Source organism: Leeia speluncae (assembly GCF_020564625.1).
Classification (GTDB): domain Bacteria; phylum Pseudomonadota; class Gammaproteobacteria; order Burkholderiales; family Leeiaceae; genus Leeia; species Leeia speluncae.
This window is the reverse complement of sequence record NZ_JAJBZT010000003.1, coordinates 20,599-36,671: the sequence shown is the minus strand read 5'-3', so window position 1 is coordinate 36,671 and position 16,073 is coordinate 20,599. Positions and strand designations below refer to the sequence as shown.

Annotated in this window: 14 protein-coding genes; 12 read left to right on the top strand and 2 right to left on the bottom strand. The window is 45.5% G+C overall.

The genetic code is table 11. From position 1 onward, the window contains the following. Positions 1-92: 92 nt before the first annotated feature. Genes LIN78_RS06100 through LIN78_RS06075 form a run of 6 tightly spaced genes read left to right on the top strand, consistent with a single transcriptional unit; the run spans position 93 to position 6,903 of the window. Positions 93-1,574 (top strand): DNA-3-methyladenine glycosylase 2 family protein, encoded by a 1,482-nt coding sequence (locus LIN78_RS06100; protein WP_227179574.1) that lies wholly within the window; start codon positions 93-95, stop codon positions 1,572-1,574. Beyond that, positions 1,574-2,074, top strand: coding sequence for a methylated-DNA--[protein]-cysteine S-methyltransferase (locus tag LIN78_RS06095; RefSeq protein ID WP_227179573.1), 501 nt, complete (start codon positions 1,574-1,576; stop codon positions 2,072-2,074). The genes LIN78_RS06100 and LIN78_RS06095 overlap by 1 nt, the downstream gene beginning before the upstream one ends. A gap of 15 nt (positions 2,075-2,089) precedes the next feature. Next, on the top strand, positions 2,090-2,977 hold the full coding sequence (locus LIN78_RS06090) for a DMT family transporter (RefSeq protein ID WP_227179571.1): 888 nt from the start codon (positions 2,090-2,092) through the stop codon (positions 2,975-2,977). Continuing rightward, on the top strand, positions 2,977-4,218 hold the full coding sequence (locus LIN78_RS06085) for a DUF3142 domain-containing protein (protein ID WP_227179568.1): 1,242 nt from the start codon (positions 2,977-2,979) through the stop codon (positions 4,216-4,218). Before LIN78_RS06090 ends, LIN78_RS06085 begins: the two co-directional genes overlap by 1 nt. Further along, positions 4,205-6,418, top strand: coding sequence for a hypothetical protein (locus tag LIN78_RS06080; protein ID WP_227179566.1), 2,214 nt, complete (start codon positions 4,205-4,207; stop codon positions 6,416-6,418). The genes LIN78_RS06085 and LIN78_RS06080 overlap by 14 nt, the downstream gene beginning before the upstream one ends. After that, entirely contained in the window at positions 6,415-6,903 is a 489-nt protein-coding gene (locus tag LIN78_RS06075; protein WP_227179564.1) for a hypothetical protein, read from the top strand. Before LIN78_RS06080 ends, LIN78_RS06075 begins: the two co-directional genes overlap by 4 nt. Before the next feature lie 32 nt (positions 6,904-6,935). Here the strand turns inward: LIN78_RS06075 and LIN78_RS06070 are convergent, their stop codons facing one another. Beyond that, on the bottom strand, positions 6,936-7,412 hold the full coding sequence (locus LIN78_RS06070; RefSeq protein WP_227179562.1) for an acyl-CoA thioesterase: 477 nt from the start codon (positions 7,410-7,412) through the stop codon (positions 6,936-6,938). Between the two features lie 301 nt (positions 7,413-7,713). Between LIN78_RS06070 and LIN78_RS06065 the strand changes: the two genes are divergently transcribed. Further along, on the top strand, positions 7,714-8,808 hold the full coding sequence (locus LIN78_RS06065) for an extracellular solute-binding protein (protein ID WP_227179559.1): 1,095 nt from the start codon (positions 7,714-7,716) through the stop codon (positions 8,806-8,808). 56 nt (positions 8,809-8,864) lie between these two features. Here the strand turns inward: LIN78_RS06065 and LIN78_RS06060 are convergent, their stop codons facing one another. After that, positions 8,865-9,782, bottom strand: coding sequence for a LysR family transcriptional regulator (locus tag LIN78_RS06060; protein WP_227179556.1), 918 nt, complete (start codon positions 9,780-9,782; stop codon positions 8,865-8,867). A 146-nt stretch (positions 9,783-9,928) separates the two neighbouring features. On the opposite strand from LIN78_RS06060, the gene aguB reads away from it, so the two are divergent. From aguB to clpX, 5 genes are all read left to right on the top strand, one after another. Then, positions 9,929-10,840: an N-carbamoylputrescine amidase gene (gene aguB, locus LIN78_RS06055; protein ID WP_227179554.1), complete on the top strand. Its 912-nt coding sequence runs from the start codon at positions 9,929-9,931 to the stop codon at positions 10,838-10,840. Positions 10,841-10,990: 150 nt separating this feature from the next. Beyond that, positions 10,991-12,472, top strand: a complete 1,482-nt coding sequence (locus LIN78_RS06050) for a multicopper oxidase family protein (RefSeq protein WP_227179552.1) — start codon at positions 10,991-10,993, stop codon at positions 12,470-12,472. Positions 12,473-12,705: 233 nt separating this feature from the next. Then, on the top strand, positions 12,706-14,016 hold the full coding sequence (gene tig, locus LIN78_RS06045) for a trigger factor (RefSeq protein ID WP_227179550.1): 1,311 nt from the start codon (positions 12,706-12,708) through the stop codon (positions 14,014-14,016). Next, on the top strand, positions 14,009-14,647 hold the full coding sequence (gene clpP / locus LIN78_RS06040) for an ATP-dependent Clp endopeptidase proteolytic subunit ClpP (RefSeq protein ID WP_284700246.1): 639 nt from the start codon (positions 14,009-14,011) through the stop codon (positions 14,645-14,647). Before tig ends, clpP begins: the two co-directional genes overlap by 8 nt. Positions 14,648-14,782: 135 nt before the next feature. After that, a complete protein-coding gene (gene clpX / locus LIN78_RS06035; protein ID WP_227179548.1) occupies positions 14,783-16,048 on the top strand; it encodes an ATP-dependent Clp protease ATP-binding subunit ClpX in 1,266 nt (421 codons plus the stop codon). Positions 16,049-16,073: the final 25 nt, after the last annotated feature.

The window sequence follows — 16,073 nt, the reverse complement described above, 5'->3', positions numbered from 1 at the left end:
TCTAAACTGAAAAATATCTATGTCCGTTTTCCGCGAGCTTCGACTTCTACTTTGCTGTAAGCTCAGGTTTCATTGTTGTAGCGGAGCAGACTGTGGAACATCAAGATTATTATCGTGCCTTACTCGCAAGAGATGCGCGCTTTGATGGCTCCTTTTATGTGGCTGTCACTTCTACAGGCATTTATTGCCGTCCTATCTGCCGAGTAAAAACACCAAAACCAGAAAATTGCGTCTTTTTTTCTAATGCTGCTGCTGCGGAATCAGCAGGGTATCGGCCTTGTTTACGCTGTCGACCAGAACTGGCCCCTAATAATTTAAGTTATTTAAGCCAAAATCGATTAATCCAAGTTGCGACATGCCTAATTGCTCAAGGCTACTTAGACCAATATGGCTGTGCAGGCTTGGCAAAGCGCTTAGGCGTGTCAGATAGGCATTTAAGGCGGTTGTTTGAACAAACTTTTGGGGTATCTCCAATAGCATATGCCCAATCGCAACGTTTATTACTGGCTAAACGTTTGTTAATGGATACGGCTTTACCGATGGCGCAAATTGCTTTGTGTGCTGGTTTTGGCAGTTTGAGGCGATTTAATGAGGTATTTGTCGATAAATATCGCTTAACACCTACCTCGCTTAGAAAAGACGCGCGGCAAATCACTGCGCAAGTAGATGCGCAACGTTTCGAATTAAGCTACCGAGCACCGTATCCTATTTCGCAAGTCATGGAATTTTGGCAGAAAAGGCAAATTGCCGGGCTGGAGTATGTTGACGAAACGGTATATGAAAGAACCTTGGCTATTCTTTGTCAAGGAAAGCCACTAATTGGATGGTATCGGTTAGAGATAAGTGAGAATAAGCAGAAGATTTTTGTTTATTTGTCCGAGTCGCTGTTACCTGCGGTGATGCAAGTCTTGCAATTGGTGAGACGACAATTCGACTTGGATGCGGACCCACATGCGATTAATGAAGTCTTAACCTTGTTAAATTGTTCTATCGAGACGATTCGTGTACCTGGTGCCGTTAGTGGCTATGAAGTGGCTATCCGGAGCATTATCGAACAAGTGATTAGCACCGAAGCAGCAAGAAGAATTATCGAAAAAATGGTGGCTAACTTTGGTGAACCAGTCTCTTTAACAGAAAAGCTGACACATTTATTTCCAACACCCTCTCGCTTAAGTGCGGTGTCAGAAGACGAGTGGCGGGCGCTGGGGTTATCGCGCACGAAGGCGAGGGCTATTTGGGCTCTATCGAATGCGGTAGTGGCCGGTGAGTTGGAGTTAGATAACGTTGTAGACGTTAATCTGGCGATAACAAACTTATTGGCTTTGCCGGGTATTGGTCCGTGGACGGCCGGTTATATTGCATTACGTGCATGGCAATCGCCAGATGTGTTTTTAGAAGATGATTACGTGATTAAAAAATTACTACCAGACACAACAACGGGAGAGCGTATCAAGTGGGCTGCGAATTTCAGACCATGGCGAAGCTATTTGGTATTTGCTATGTGGGCAATTTGGCAAGCAAACGCAGTTTCAGATCAGCCCATTTCATTGTTGATGGCTAAGGAGTCTGTGTAATGGAAACGCAATTAGTCATTCAGTCTCCGCTTGGTGAGATGCTGGTTTGTGAACGACAGGGCGCGATTGTGGGAATTTATTTTATCCCACAAAAATATGGTCGAACACCAGACCCAGCTAAGTTAGGTGTATCGCCATTGTTATTGGAAGCAAAGAAGTCGCTTACTGCTTATTTTCAAGGTACGTTATCAACCTTTGATTTGCCCTTAGCATTGGAAGGCACTGATTTTCAGAAAATAGTGTGGGCGCAATTATTAGCGATTCCATTTGGTGAAACATGGTCTTATCAGCAGCTAGCTGATCGCTGTGGAAAAAGTAGTGGGGTGCGTGCAGTGGCAAATGCGGTAGGAAAAAATCCAATTTCCTTAGTGGTGCCTTGTCACCGTGTGATTGGCAGTAATGGTGCGCTGACTGGCTATGCGGGTGGGGTAGATCGTAAGGCTGCACTGCTTGCTTTAGAAAACAATCGTCCATTTCAAATGGACTGGATGAATCCATAATCAAAAGTCGACAAAATGAAAATCAATGATGTACGTGATCTGTTAATTTTAGCTGCCTTATGGGGGGCTTCTTTTATCTTTATGCGCCAGGCCGTGCCGGAGTTTGGTCCATTAGCGCTGATTTTTATGCGTGTATTGGTGGCGACTTTATTTTTACTTCCTTTATTACTTTATAAAACCGGGACTAGCGAGCTTCGTGTCATCCGGCAGCGTTGGAAAAGTATTGGGGTGATGGCTATTTTTAATACCGCTCTTCCTTTTTGCCTACTTGCCTACGCCTTGCAATATGTGACGGGTGGATTTGGTTCTATGTTAAATGCGACCGCGCCACTATGGGGGGCGATTGTCGCTTGGGTTTGGTTGGGCGATCGTTTATCCGCTAGCCGAGTAATTGGTCTACTGGTCGGGTTTGTGGGGATTTTGGTGTTGGTTTGGCATAAATTACATTGGCAATCCGGTGGCGAGGCATTGGCGATTCCGGCAGCTTTAGCCGCAACGCTGTGTTATGGTATTGCTGCTAGCTATACCAAAAAGTTTCTGACCGGTGTGAACTCACTCACCTTGGCGGCGGGAAGCCAATTAGCATCTACTTTACTGATATTACCTGCGGCCTTTCTCAATTGGCCTTCGGTCGTGCCTGGCCATCAGGCATGGATTTCTGCTGTAGTACTTGGGATTGCGTGTACAGGAACTGCTTATATTATTTTCTTCCGACTATTACAAAACGTCGGACCAAGCAAAGCGATTGCGGTGACCTATTTAATTCCTGTTTTTGGCGTGCTATGGGGTGGTTTGTTCCTACAAGAAACGCCTACCTTTAACATGGTGCTAGGGTGCTTAATTATTTTGGCGGGTACCGCATTAAGCACTGGGTTTATTCGCCTTGGAAAGCGAGCTGCCTAGTGCTGCTGCAATGTTGGAAACGCGTTCGCGGATTGTGCGCGTTTTTGGGACTGCTATTGCTGCTAATTGGCTGTCAGCAACAAAATACCCAAGAACACGCAATCTTGCCTTCGGATGTCTATATTTGGCAGCACAAATGGACACCAGGATTGTTGGCATCTATTCAAAACGGAAAAGATAGTTTTCAGCATTGGCGGGTGTTGGTGTCAGAAATCTCTCCTTCAGGAGACTGGAAAGAGATACAAATCCATCCTATCTCCCTCAAGCAAACTCAGGTGCCAGCCATTGCTGTTTTTCGAATTGATGGTCGAATTGCAGAATTAGATACGGGGTTACTGATTGAACGTTTGCGCGCAAGGTTAGCCTCCTTGCGGCAAGATGGGGCGGTGTTTTCGGGGGTAGAGATTGATTATGATTGTGGTGTGAAGTCTCTAGCGGGTTATGCCACTTTCTTGCGCGCGTTAAAAACAAAACTACCCAAAAATACGACGCTTTCAATTACTGCGTTACCTGCTTGGTTGGATGCTAAAGACCTATATCCACTTACCCAAATTCCTGACGAAATGGTGTTACAAGTACATGCCGTGCAAGGGCCAAGTAGAGGACTATTTAATACGGAAGATGCCATTGCGTGGGCAAAAAAATTCGATCAGATCACCGCGGGTAATTTCCGCTTAGCATTGCCAAGTTACGGCTCTAAAATTATTTGGGATGAAGCGGGTAACTTAGCTGGCGTGGAGAGCGAAGCTACGCTATTAGCGAATGGCGCTTACTCACAAGAGTGGATGGCAAAGCCACAAGCCTTGCAGCAATTTTTATTCGATTTATCTAAACGAAACTGGCAACACTTAAAAGGGGTGGTTTGGTTTCGATTACCAACCGATCAAGATGCGCGTGCTTGGCGGTTAAGCACCCTTAAAGCAGTAGTCAAAGGCGAGCCTTTAACTGCCATGTTAGGTGCAACGTTAAAGCCAACCAAGCAGAATGATTTATTTGATGTGGTGCTATCTAACCAAGGCGGCGTCGATGCTGAATTACCTGAATCCATTACCCTACCAGCAAGTTGTTCGCAAGCAGATGGTTTAAATGGTTATCAGATGATCAATGGGGTAGATAATTTTATATTTAATCGTCATGATATGGGAGTGGTGGCCCCCGGTGCTTTGAAAGTGATTGGATGGGCTAGGTGTTCAATGCCGTCTTCTTCATCCTTAGGTTTCGAACTGCATGTTTCTCAGTAAAAAATGGTTCTCCATCACAATTTTAGTTTCTGCCATTACAGTCTGGGCATGCGGCCCAGATTTTCGTAGTTTACTTGCTAATCGGCAGGGCACATTAACAGCGCCGATTGGGAATAGTTTTAACGATGAAGTGAATCTAATGGTCAAAGATGTTGAGAAGCAACGTCTGCCCATCGCCAAATCTTTTGAGTATGTATACATCAAAGAAAAAATAGTGGGCGATAGTGAGACCATTCAGGCAGAGCAACAAGATCTAGCCGCCAGAGATAAAAAAATCATCATCCAAATGCGGATGGCGGCTAACGCAAAAGAAGCGGAAAGGATTGGTCAATCGTTACCGCTTGCTATTCGGTTATACACTGCTGGTGCAGTTGCCTATGCGCGTCCCGCCGCTACCGATCCGCATCACGATGAAGCGAAGCACTATTTCGAGTCTATCTTAGCGTTACCTGCCAAAGAGGCAATATCTCGAGCGGTATGGGCAACCTATATGTTAGGGAAGATTGCGCTCTTAAATGGTGATGAAAAAGGCGCATCCGCTCATTTTAGTAAGACGAGACAACTCGCAGAAGCCAATGGGCATGATCCGCTAGGGTTGGCTATTTCTAGTGTCGGAGAAGATGCCAAACTCTTTTTAAATGTGGGCAAATATACAGAGGCGATTCGTTTATATGCTCTGCAAGCCGCTTATGGCGATGCTTCTGGTCTCTCGTCATTAAAGCAAATCGCAAGTGATATTTTAAGCAATGAGCAATTGCTTTCGGAACAAATCAAGACCCCCGCCGTTCAGCGCTTACTAAGTATTTATGTTTTAAATTTAAGTGCAGATCGGCTGCGAGAAGAGCAATTGTTTAATGCTGAAAAGTTTGATTTCTCGGATTTAAAAGCCAAGGGGTCTCCATTACTTAACCTTATTTCCGCGGCTGAAAAAGCAGGCGTGCAGCATTTTGCCTATGCAGACAAGTTGGCCGCTGTTGCTTATAACGCTGGCCGGTTTGATACGGCCGTAAAACTCGCCCAAAAGAGTGATACAGCAACTGCCGCGTGGGTGAAAGCGAAGTTAGCACAAAGAAATGGTGATACCCGTAGTGCGGCAGCGTGGTACGCCAAAGCGATTCCTGCATTTCCAAGCGAGACGTCTGGCAACCGTTTTGGCAGTGCGATGCAGGCAAAGAGCGAAGAAGGGTTGCTAAATTTAACTCGTGGTGAATATACCAATGCGCTTGCGCAATTGTATAGAGTAGGAAAGGTTTACTGGTTAGATCTAGCCTATGTGGCAGAGCGTGTCGTGACGGTTGATGAGCTTAAATCATTTGTTGATCAGCATGTCTCTGTTCCTGCGTTACCTAAAACAAGCAAGGCCAGCGATGGCTCGATTTACGCAGAACCCGATGCGGAGACAGAATGGCCTGCAACGAATACGAATGCGCAATTACGCGATTTATTAGCACGACGATTAGTAAGGGAAGAGCGCTATGAAGAGTCGCTCCCTTATTTTCATCAAAAAGGCGATTATCGTTTTGCAGACCAAGAAATCACTGAACATGTAAAGGCCTATGCCGACGCACTTTCTGAGGCAAACTCAGCCTGGACCAGAGTTGGCCGCTCAGAAGCCTTATTCAAGGCGGCAGTCTTGGCGCGTCAGCATGGTATGGAAATGATGGGATATGAACTATTTCCAGATCAGTTTTCTTCAGGGGGCAATTTTTTCTGGATGCATAACAATGATCCTAAGCAAGATAAACCAAGTACAGCCACCGAGGTTGCACGATATATCCAAACAGCGCCCAAGCAATCGAATGCATATCACTATCGCTATCTCGCTGTCGATTTAGCTAAACAAGCCGCGAATGAGCTTCCTCAGCGTTCCCAAGCGTATGCGGCAGTGCTTTGCCGTGCGGCAAGCTGGATGGGCAAGGATGAGGTAATGGCGGCAGCGTTATACCGCACCTACCTAACGAACGGCGCTTATGTTAGTTGGGGTGCCCAATTTGGCTCGAATTGCCCTGAGCCTGAGTTTGAACGTGCAAATAAAATGATTCAAACCCAATATTGGATATCTACCAAACATTGGATTCGACATTACGCATGGTTGATCGCCCTAGCTGTGGTTGGTGTTACTTTATGTGCTATTTGGCTGGTTAAACGTAGAAAAGTAAAAACGACTAACAGCCGTAATTCAGTGAAAGATAATGCATGATCCGCATTCATCATCGTTTAATTGGGCTAATCGTTTTCTTTTCCTTACCTAGTGTTGTGCAAGCGGCGTGCCAATATATGAATGCACTTGAATTTGCCAAAGCTGCTTGGCAGCAAGGAGATGCGTTATTAGATAATGTGAAGTGGTTAAATTCAAATGCCTCAAAACCGCTGAATCAGCTGCTTGCAAAAGAACGCCAATGCGCAAAGTCAGAGGTTTGTGCCATTGATGCAAGTATCTGGACGGGTGGCCAAGATGGCGAGGCTTATTCCCCTATCTCGTATCAGCAGACAAACAAAGTTGGTAGTGCTGCGGTGAAGATTCGCTATCGTTTTGGTTTTGGCGTAGCAGATGCGCAAAAGACGAATAGGACCAGTATCGTGCATGCCGTGCAGCAAGCATCCGGTTGTTGGCAGTTGACCGATATTGTAGATAGAGACGGGAATTCGCTTGTGAGGCGGTTAGAAGGCTACTACGGGAAGTAATCGCCTTCTATTCAATTGCAGAAAGAAGGGGGTTAAACGCGCTGGCCCATTTCTTCTTCAATCCCCTTACGCAACTCCATTAGACGCTGGGCGTAAGCATGGTCAATTAGTTCGGACTCAGAGTGTGGCACCCATTCAGGCACTGGGGTAGGGTTGCCGTGGTCATTGGTTGCCACAAATACCATCACGCAATGCGTCGTTTTGCTAAATTCACCATCTTTTAAATCACCCGCTTGTACGTCTACTGCAATGTGCATACTGGTTCGGCCGGTATAAAGTACACGTGCAGAGACTTCAACCATACTGCCAAGTAATACCGGCTTATAAAAGCGAATACCACCTACGTAAACGGTGACGCAATAGCGGCCACTCCAACCAACGGCACAGGCGTAACCTGCTTGGTCAATCCATTTCATTACTGTCCCACCATGCACTTTACCGCCAAAATTGACATCGGTTGGCTGTGCTAAAAATCGAAGGGTAACTTCACGTGGGTTGGTTTTACTCATTGCTGGCCTCTATTCAGAATACTTTTTTGACGTTATGTAAAACATTCTTGCGCGTATCGCCATCGAAGTAAACCTTATCTAGCCGAATATTTCGCGGAAAAAAGGGAACCATCCTCAGAAAAAATTTCTGTTTTCCAAATATTCATCAAAAAAGAGTGTTTATTGCGTACAGAGCAAAGGTATTTTCCCTAATCTACGATTTCACCATCTTCCATCCTGTCGCAATATGGATCTCAATCAAGTGTGATGGCCACTTCAACCAAAGAAGTAGGCCGAAAGTGAAACGAAGGGGAGTCGTTAGATGCAAGCAAAAAAGTGGGTAAGTGGTTTCGTATTTGGGGCATTGGTCGCCAGTTGTGCCTTTGCCAATGAAGAACCCGTATTAAATGTCTATAACTGGGCAGACTACTTTGGCGCGACAACGCTGCAAAAGTTTGAAAAAGAAACAGGTATCAAAGTCCGTTACGACAAATACGACAGCAATGAAGCTCTGCAGGCAAAACTATTGTCTGGAAATAGTGGCTACGATCTCGTCTTTCCAAGCTCTCAATTCTTTGCACGCCAAGTCAAAGCAGGCGTTTTCTATAAGCTAGATAAAGCGAAACTGCCGAATCTTAAAAACCTAGATGCAGGCGTATTAGCTCAACTTTCTGCATTAGATGCGGGTAACCAATTTGGTATGCCTTATGCTCAAGGAACAAACGGCATCACCATTAATGTCGAAAAGGTAAACAAAGCACTCGGTGGGAAGCTGCCAGCAGACCCCTTAGCATTGGTCTTCGATCCTCAGTACGCTAGCAAACTATCAAGCTGTGGTATTTCGTTTTTTGATTCTGCCAGCGAAATGTACACCTTGGCATTTTCTTACATGGGAAAAGACCTTGCTACTGCCACGGATACAGATTTAAAAGCGGCAGAAGGCATGTTGAAAAAAATCCGCCCTTACGTGCGTAAATTTATTGGTATACCTACCCAGCAAATGGCCAGCGGAGAGTTTTGTGTCGCAATGGACTATTCGGGGGATGCCGGCCTAGCTGCTAGCCAAGCTAAAGCAGCAAAAAATGGGGTCAATATTGCCTACTTAACGCCAAAACAGCATACGCCATTCTGGATCGACATGATGGCTATCCCAAAAGACGCGAAACATCCAGAAAATGCCCAAAAGTTTATGAATTTTCTGATGAAGCCAGAAATTATCTCTGAACTAACCCATGATATTTTCTACGCCACGCCCAACACCAAAACAGCTCCATTCTTAACCACTGAATTACGAAATAACACCGCTATTTTTCCAACGCCAGAAATGAAAAAGCAATTTGTGCTAGTGAAACCACTTGCGCCAGAACAGCAACGCAAACTAATCGCGAGTTTTAACGTATTTAAAACGAGTAAATAGTTCGTTTTGAATTGTTCTAAGATAAAAAGGGAGCCTAGCTCCCTTTTTCTTATTTCTCAAACATGCCCACATCTAGCACTCAACGGTTTGAGTGATTGCAATAAGTACTGTCTCAACGTCCTGACTTTTTCTGATTGTCTTCGATGAGGCGGGGTGGCTAGGTAGAGCCCTTTGCCAAAAGGGGATAGTACTTTCCAGTCCGTTAAAATGGGGATTAATAACCCTTCATCAATCTCTTTCCACACGGCCCACAACGGCATGAGTACAACCCCTACATCATTAATCGCCGCATTAATTAATAACCCAGAGTTATCTGTCGATAACGCACCATGCGGTTGAATTAGGCGTTGTTCATTGCCTTGAAAAAAACTCCAACCAAGCTCAGAGTGCTCATGGTGATGAGCAAGGCTGGTGTGTTGTTTTAGCTCGTCTGGCGTGTTTGGTGTGCCATGACGTGCCAAATAGGCGGGGGATGCGCACACCACGTGATGGTTGGGCATCAAAGGGTGAAGAATCAAATCTGGCACTTCATGTTCGCCAACGCGAATCGCTAAATCGATGCCTTCCTGAATTAGATTTAAATAATTGTCAGTCAGCCGAATATCAATTTCTAGTGCGGGGTACTGATTCAAAAAAGCAGGTAACAATGGGGTTAAATATTTTTGCCCAAAAGTAAGCGGTGCCGTTAGTACAATTTTGCCACTAAGTTGATGATCAATCCCCTGAATATGCCGGATTGCATCATCGATTTCACCCAGCGCCGACCTGGCATGTTGCATCAAGTTTAGCCCAGCTTCGGTTGGGGTGAGTCGATGCGTGGTTCGGGTCAGTACAGCTGTCCCTAGATGCTTTTCAAGTGCATCTATTTGCCGGGTAATCGAAGAAACGGCAACATCAGCAGCCCTTGCTGCAGCAGAAAAGCTGCCATGTTCCATGACTTGTAAAAACGTTCTGATTGAGACGATCGGATCCATTATTGTGTTAGACGCAAAACGCCTTTTTACCCGCTGTAGTGTTGGTGTGAAAGCAAAATGATTAGCATGTGCTTCATTCGAATTGTCGAAATTTGCTAAGCATGAATCATGCTAAGAATGTACACAAAAAAGAAAGGGAGCGATATATGAATGCAGCAAAGATCACCGTCGCAGCGGTTCAAATGGCATCCGGAGATTGGGATATTCAGAAAAATATCGATAGGGCTGATCGCCTAATCCGTTCTGCGGCAGCGCAGGGGGCGCAAATTATTGTATGCCCAGAATTATTCATGATGCCTTATTTTTGTATAGATCAAAATGCCAATCATTTTGCGCATGCCCATCCCGCAGAAAACCACCCCGGGCTGATTCATTTTGCCGCACTCGCTAAAGAATTAAATGTCGTGATCCCTGTCGGTTTTTTTGAAAAAGCCGGTTATGCCTACTTTAATTCCATCGCGATTATTGATGCAGATGGCAGTAACTTAGGGGTATATCGAAAAACGCACATTCCGGATGGTCCTGGTTATACAGAAAAATTTTATTTCACACCGGGGGATACGGGCTTTAAGGTTTGGCAGACGAAGTACGCAAAGTTAGGCGTCGGAATTTGTTGGGACCAATGGTATCCAGAAACGGCTAGGTCAATGGCGCTAATGGGGGCGGAGATTTTGTGCTTTCCAACGATTATTGGCAGCGAACCACAAAATAATCACTTAGATTCTGCACCGCACTGGCAACGCACTATGCAAGGTCATGCAGCGGCGAACATGATGCCCTTAATTGCGGCGAATCGAATCGGGTCTGAAACGGGCCTTGGTAACGCCAATGGAACCCAAGCCCCTTTTACGAATAACTTTTATGGTAGTAGTTTTATCGCGGATCACACGGGGGAAAAAGTGGCAGAGGCAAATCGGACGGATGAGTCGATTCTCATTGCTAGGTTTGATTTAGACGAAATTGCAAAAACACGAGCTTCCTTTGGCTTTTTCCGAGACCGCCGACCACAGATGTACAAAACCGTTCTCACTAGTGATGGGCAACATCAGGTGAGTTAACTAAATTGCGACAAGAACGCTGACATAAGTCATCGCTTCACGCTATAGTGAATGATTGATCAAAGATGCGGCGAAATTTCTGCTCGAAACGGGAATTTCACCGCAAAATACAAGTCCTAGGTTAATCAGAATTTACAAGGTGCGAAGTACATGAAGCGTCGTCAGTTTTTGTCTTACCTTAGTGGGGCCGCAGCCATCAGTGCATTGCCATTCAACGCAATGGCAGAAGAGCCCGCGCATACGATGCACATGAACGCGGTGCCAGCCAAAGAGGTTGGCCCACTCGCGCCTGTTTCTGCGCTGCCTACGGGGAAGCAACTGATTCCTGTACATCCGCTTAAAAACGAATCAACAATTGCCGGTGTATTTAAGGGCACGCTCACTGCCGCACCGATTGATGTGTCGCTGATTGATGCGGGAAAAACGACCTTCTGGTCATACAATGGACAAGTGCCTGGCCCGTTGATTGAAGTCATGGCGGGCGATACGGTTGAAATTCTATTTAAGAACCATCTAACTCAAGCAACTACGGTTCATTGGCACGGGTTGCCTGTGCCGCCAGATCAAGATGGTAATCCGGATGATCTTGTTCTTCCCGGCGAAAACCGACTCTACAAGTTTACTTTGCCGAAAGACTCGGCAGGAACCTACTGGTACCACCCACATCCTCATGGCACAACGCCAGAGCAGGTCTATCGTGGCCTAGCCGGTGTCTTTATTGTCAAAGACCCAACAGACCCAATTCGATCTATTCCAGAACGACACCTAGTGGTGTCAGATCTCAAGCTCTTGGCAGATGGCAAAATTGCGCCAAATGATGCCAATGATGAAATGAATGGCAGGGAAGGCCAGTTTGTATTAATTAATGGATTGCATCAGCCGCTAATTCAAATGCAGGCTAAAACCGAACGTTGGCGAATCTGGAATGCCACGAGTGCGCGCTATCTCAATCTAAGTTGGGGCAATGCCAGTGTGACCCAAGTGGGCACGGATGGCGGCTTGCTAGAGCATCCTATCGTCGGCTTGACAGGGTTGCTGGTTTCGCCAGCAGAACGGGTGGAGTTATTGGTTTCTGCCGAAAACAATGTAGAGCTAGCTGCAGAAATTTATCAACGCGGGAAAATGGGTACGGTTGCGCCAGAAAAGCGCTTAACCTTGGCGCAAATTGAAGGAGTTGCCGAAGGCGCTGCGGTGATCATTCCACAAAAACTTCGCTCCATTCCTGTTCCTGCACCCGTGAAAGCAAAGAAAAAAGTCGTGTTTTCCGAACTCATGAGCATGGAAAATGGACAGCACTCAATGCAGTTTTTAATTAATGGCAAACAGTTTGATATGAATAATATCGATCTGATTAGCCGCTTGGGTGAAGTTGAGGAATGGGAAATTGTTAACCAAGCAGATATGGATCACCCATTTCATCTGCATGGTGTGCAGTTTATTGTGATGTCTAAAACCTATAAGGGGCAAACACAAGCCTCCCCATTTGTCGCTAGACGCGATATTGTGAATTTAAGATCCGGTGAGTCTGCTGTTATTCGTGTTGTTCAAGCGTTTAGAGGTCGCCGTATGTTCCATTGCCATATTTTAGAGCATGAAAATCTAGGCATGATGGGCACATTATTGGTTGTTTAATTGAGTTTCACCCTTATTTAATGGAATGTGATTGCGCATTCATCGTGTGACTACTTCCATTATTGATTCTCCCCCGCGTATAATGGGGAGCTTTTGCTATAACCGCAGTCGCTCGTTTGGCTGGTGATTTTCTTTGCAACAATCCCACCGACGGCCCCAAAGCATGATTACATGCGCTGCGAGCCGATCAGGCAAATTGTTGCAACTTGTTGAATTGTTGAGGAAATTTTAACATGTCAGTTAATGTAGAAACCGTGAGCACCCTAGAGCGCCGCGTAAAGATTTCTGTACCTTTTACCCAAATTAATGCAGAAGTCGATGTACGCCTGAAAAAAGTTGCGCGTACAGCTAAAGTGCAAGGTTTCCGTCCAGGTAAAGCCCCACTAAATATCGTTGCTCAACAATATGGTCTACAAGTACGTGAAGACGTATTGAACGAGACCGTTGGTAGCGCGTTTACCGATGTTGTTCGCGAACAAGAATTGAAAGTAGCTGGCTATCCACGTTTCGAGCCAGTTGAAGGCGAGCCATCAGCAGAATCTTTCGAATTCTCTGCAACTTTCGAAGTTTACCCAGAAATCAAACTGGGCGATCTAGCTGAAAAAGCAGTTGAGAAGCCAGTTGCTGAAGTGTCTGAAGAAGCCGTAGATAAAACTATCGATGTATTGCGTAAGCAACGCGTTAACTACGAAACAACAGACGCAGCTGCTGAAGATGGCGATCGCGTAGTGGTTGATTTCCTAGGTAAGATCGATGACGTAGCATTTGCAGGCGGTTCAGCAAACGATTTCGCATTCCAACTTGGTCAAGGCCAAATGTTGCCAGAATTCGAAAACGCAGCACGTGGCTTGAAAGCTGGCGAAAGCAAAGTGTTCGACTTGAGCTTCCCAGAAGACTACCATGGTAAAGACGTTGCTGGTAAAACAGCTCAGTTCGAAATCACTGTTAAATCAGTGGCTAAGGCTGTATTGCCAGAAGTTGACGCAGAGTTCGCTAAGACACTTGGCGTAGCTGACGGCGACGTAGAAAAAATGAAGGGCGAAATTCGTGAGAACGTTACTCGCGAAGTAACTCGTCGTTTGAAAACCAAAGTAAAAGAGAACGTATTGCAAGCATTGCTAGACGTTACTCCAATTGACTTGCCTACATCTTTGGTTTCTATGGAAGTTAATCGCTTGGTTGAACAAACCAAGAAAGATTTCCAATCTCGTGGTATGGACGTTAACAAAATGCCATTCCCACCAGAAATATTCACTAAAGAAGCAGAGCGTCGCGTTGCTTTGGGCCTGATCTTGTCTGACTTGGTAGATGCAGAGTCTCTACGCGCTACTCCAGAACAAGTTCGCTCAGTGATCGATGATTTTGCTGCTAGCTACGAGCAACCAGAAGACGTGGTGCGTTGGTACTATGCTGACCCATCTCGCCTAGAAGGACCAGAGTCTCTAGCGACAGAAGATAACGTAGTTGCTTGGGTGCTTTCACGTGCGAAAGTAGAAGAGAAAGCTTTGAGTTTTGACGAACTGATGGGTCAGAATAATGCCTAATGACAGCATGATCATTACCCCGCAAGGGCCTGAAGCTCTCGGATATATTCCGATGGTGATTGAACAGAGCGGTCGTGGAGAACGCTCTTACGATATTTATTCACGACTGTTGCGTGAACGTGTCGTGTTTCTTGTGGGGCCGGTCAATGATGTAACGGCTAACTTAGTCGTTGCTCAGCTGTTGTTCCTGGAGTCTGAGAACCCAGACAAAGATATTTCTCTGTATATCAACTCTCCAGGCGGTTCGGTAACTGCTGGTATGTCAATCTATGACACCATGCAGTTCATCAAACCAGATGTATCTACACTATGTATTGGTATGGCTGCTAGCATGGGTGCATTCTTGCTTGCTGCTGGTGCGAAAGGTAAGCGTTTCTCGCTTCCAAATTCACGCATCATGATTCACCAACCATTGTTGGGTGGGTTACAAGGTCAGGCATCTGACATTGAAATTCATGCACGTGAGTTGATGAAAACAAAAGCACGGATGAATGAAATTTTGGCTCACCATACAGGTCAAAGTGTAGAGTCGCTAGAACGTGATACAGATCGCGATAACTTCATGAGCGCGCCAGAAGCAAAAGACTATGGCCTGATTGATGATGTGCTCGTGAATCGCCAGACTGCTTAACAGATAAAGTCAAGCAGCATATTGGCAATTACGTTTTAGAAGCGCACAATGTAGGTATGTGGTCAGAACCGCCGTCGGCTATTGCACACGGCGGTTCTGTCTTGATAGGAATAGCGCTTTATTTGAGGTTTAGGCATGAGCAAAAGCGGCGACGAAAAGTTGCTTTATTGTTCTTTTTGCGGCAAAAGCCAGCATGAAGTAACCAAGCTAATTGCAGGTCCACAAGTATTCATTTGTAATGAATGTATTGATCTCTGCAATGACATCATTCGTGAAGAAATTCAAAATCAGGCAAAAAATCAGGCGAACGAAAATCGCTTGCCAACGCCGTCTGAGATTCGAAATGAGCTTGATCAGTATGTAATTGGTCAGGATCATGCCAAAAAGGCGCTGTCTGTAGCGGTATATAACCACTACAAGCGTTTGGCCAATCCATCTAAAAAAGACGATGTAGAACTAGCAAAAAGTAATATTTTGCTAGTGGGTCCTACTGGTTCTGGTAAGACATTACTAGCGCAGTCGCTAGCTCGTATGTTGAATGTGCCATTTGTTATGGCAGATGCAACTACACTGACAGAAGCGGGTTACGTGGGTGAAGACGTTGAAAACATCATCCAAAAGCTGCTACAGAAGTGTGATTACGACGTAGAGAAGGCGCAGCGCGGTATCGTTTATATCGATGAAATCGATAAGATTTCCCGTAAGTCTGACAACCCATCTATCACACGTGATGTGTCTGGTGAGGGTGTTCAGCAAGCGCTATTGAAGCTAATTGAAGGTACTGTCGCCTCTGTGCCTCCGCAAGGTGGACGTAAGCACCCTAGCCAAGAGTTTATTCAGATTGACACGACAAATATCTTGTTCATTTGTGGTGGGGCATTTGATGGCTTGGATAAGGTGATTCGTGACCGTACAGAAAAAGGCGGTATCGGTTTCTCTGCTCAAGTAAGAAGCAAAGATGATGGAAAGTCGCTGACATCTCTGTTTAAAGAAACTGAGCCAGAAGACTTGATCAAATTTGGTATTATTCCTGAGTTGATTGGTCGTCTGCCGGTTGTTGCAACCTTGACCGAGCTAGATGAAACTGCTTTAGTGACGATACTAACTGAGCCTCGTAACGCATTAGTGAAGCAATATCAGAAGCTATTTAGCTTAGAAGAAGTTGAGCTAGAAGTAAGAGATACCGCATTGCATGCAGTGGCCAGAAAAGCTATTAAGCGTAAGACTGGTGCGCGTGGGCTACGCTCTATTCTTGAGCAAGCGCTCTTAGATACCATGTATGAATTACCATCTCTCGACAACGTCGTAAAAGTCGTTGTGGATGAGAGTGTCATCAATGATGGTGGAAAGCCGCTGATGGTTTATGGTGAAGGTGCCGCAAAGGTATCAGAGGCCAGTTAAGCTGTTTTCGAGACTTTCAGTCTAA

What these genes read in the sequence shown, in the direction of transcription:
- clpX (WP_227179548.1), top strand. Translation starts at nt 14,783, where the DNA reads ATGAGCAAAAGCGGCGACGAAAAGTTGCTTTATTGTTCTTTTTGCGGC.
- LIN78_RS06075 (WP_227179564.1), top strand. Translation starts at nt 6,415, where the DNA reads ATGATCCGCATTCATCATCGTTTAATTGGGCTAATCGTTTTCTTTTCC.
- LIN78_RS06050 (WP_227179552.1), top strand. Translation starts at nt 10,991, where the DNA reads ATGAAGCGTCGTCAGTTTTTGTCTTACCTTAGTGGGGCCGCAGCCATC.
- LIN78_RS06065 (WP_227179559.1), top strand. Translation starts at nt 7,714, where the DNA reads ATGCAAGCAAAAAAGTGGGTAAGTGGTTTCGTATTTGGGGCATTGGTC.
- LIN78_RS06095 (WP_227179573.1), top strand. Translation starts at nt 1,574, where the DNA reads ATGGAAACGCAATTAGTCATTCAGTCTCCGCTTGGTGAGATGCTGGTT.
- LIN78_RS06080 (WP_227179566.1), top strand. Translation starts at nt 4,205, where the DNA reads ATGTTTCTCAGTAAAAAATGGTTCTCCATCACAATTTTAGTTTCTGCC.
- LIN78_RS06090 (WP_227179571.1), top strand. Translation starts at nt 2,090, where the DNA reads ATGAAAATCAATGATGTACGTGATCTGTTAATTTTAGCTGCCTTATGG.
- aguB (WP_227179554.1), top strand. Translation starts at nt 9,929, where the DNA reads ATGAATGCAGCAAAGATCACCGTCGCAGCGGTTCAAATGGCATCCGGA.
- clpP (WP_284700246.1), top strand. Translation starts at nt 14,009, where the DNA reads ATGCCTAATGACAGCATGATCATTACCCCGCAAGGGCCTGAAGCTCTC.
- LIN78_RS06060 (WP_227179556.1), bottom strand. Translation starts at nt 9,782, where the DNA reads ATGGATCCGATCGTCTCAATCAGAACGTTTTTACAAGTCATGGAACAT.
- LIN78_RS06070 (WP_227179562.1), bottom strand. Translation starts at nt 7,412, where the DNA reads ATGAGTAAAACCAACCCACGTGAAGTTACCCTTCGATTTTTAGCACAG.
- tig (WP_227179550.1), top strand. Translation starts at nt 12,706, where the DNA reads ATGTCAGTTAATGTAGAAACCGTGAGCACCCTAGAGCGCCGCGTAAAG.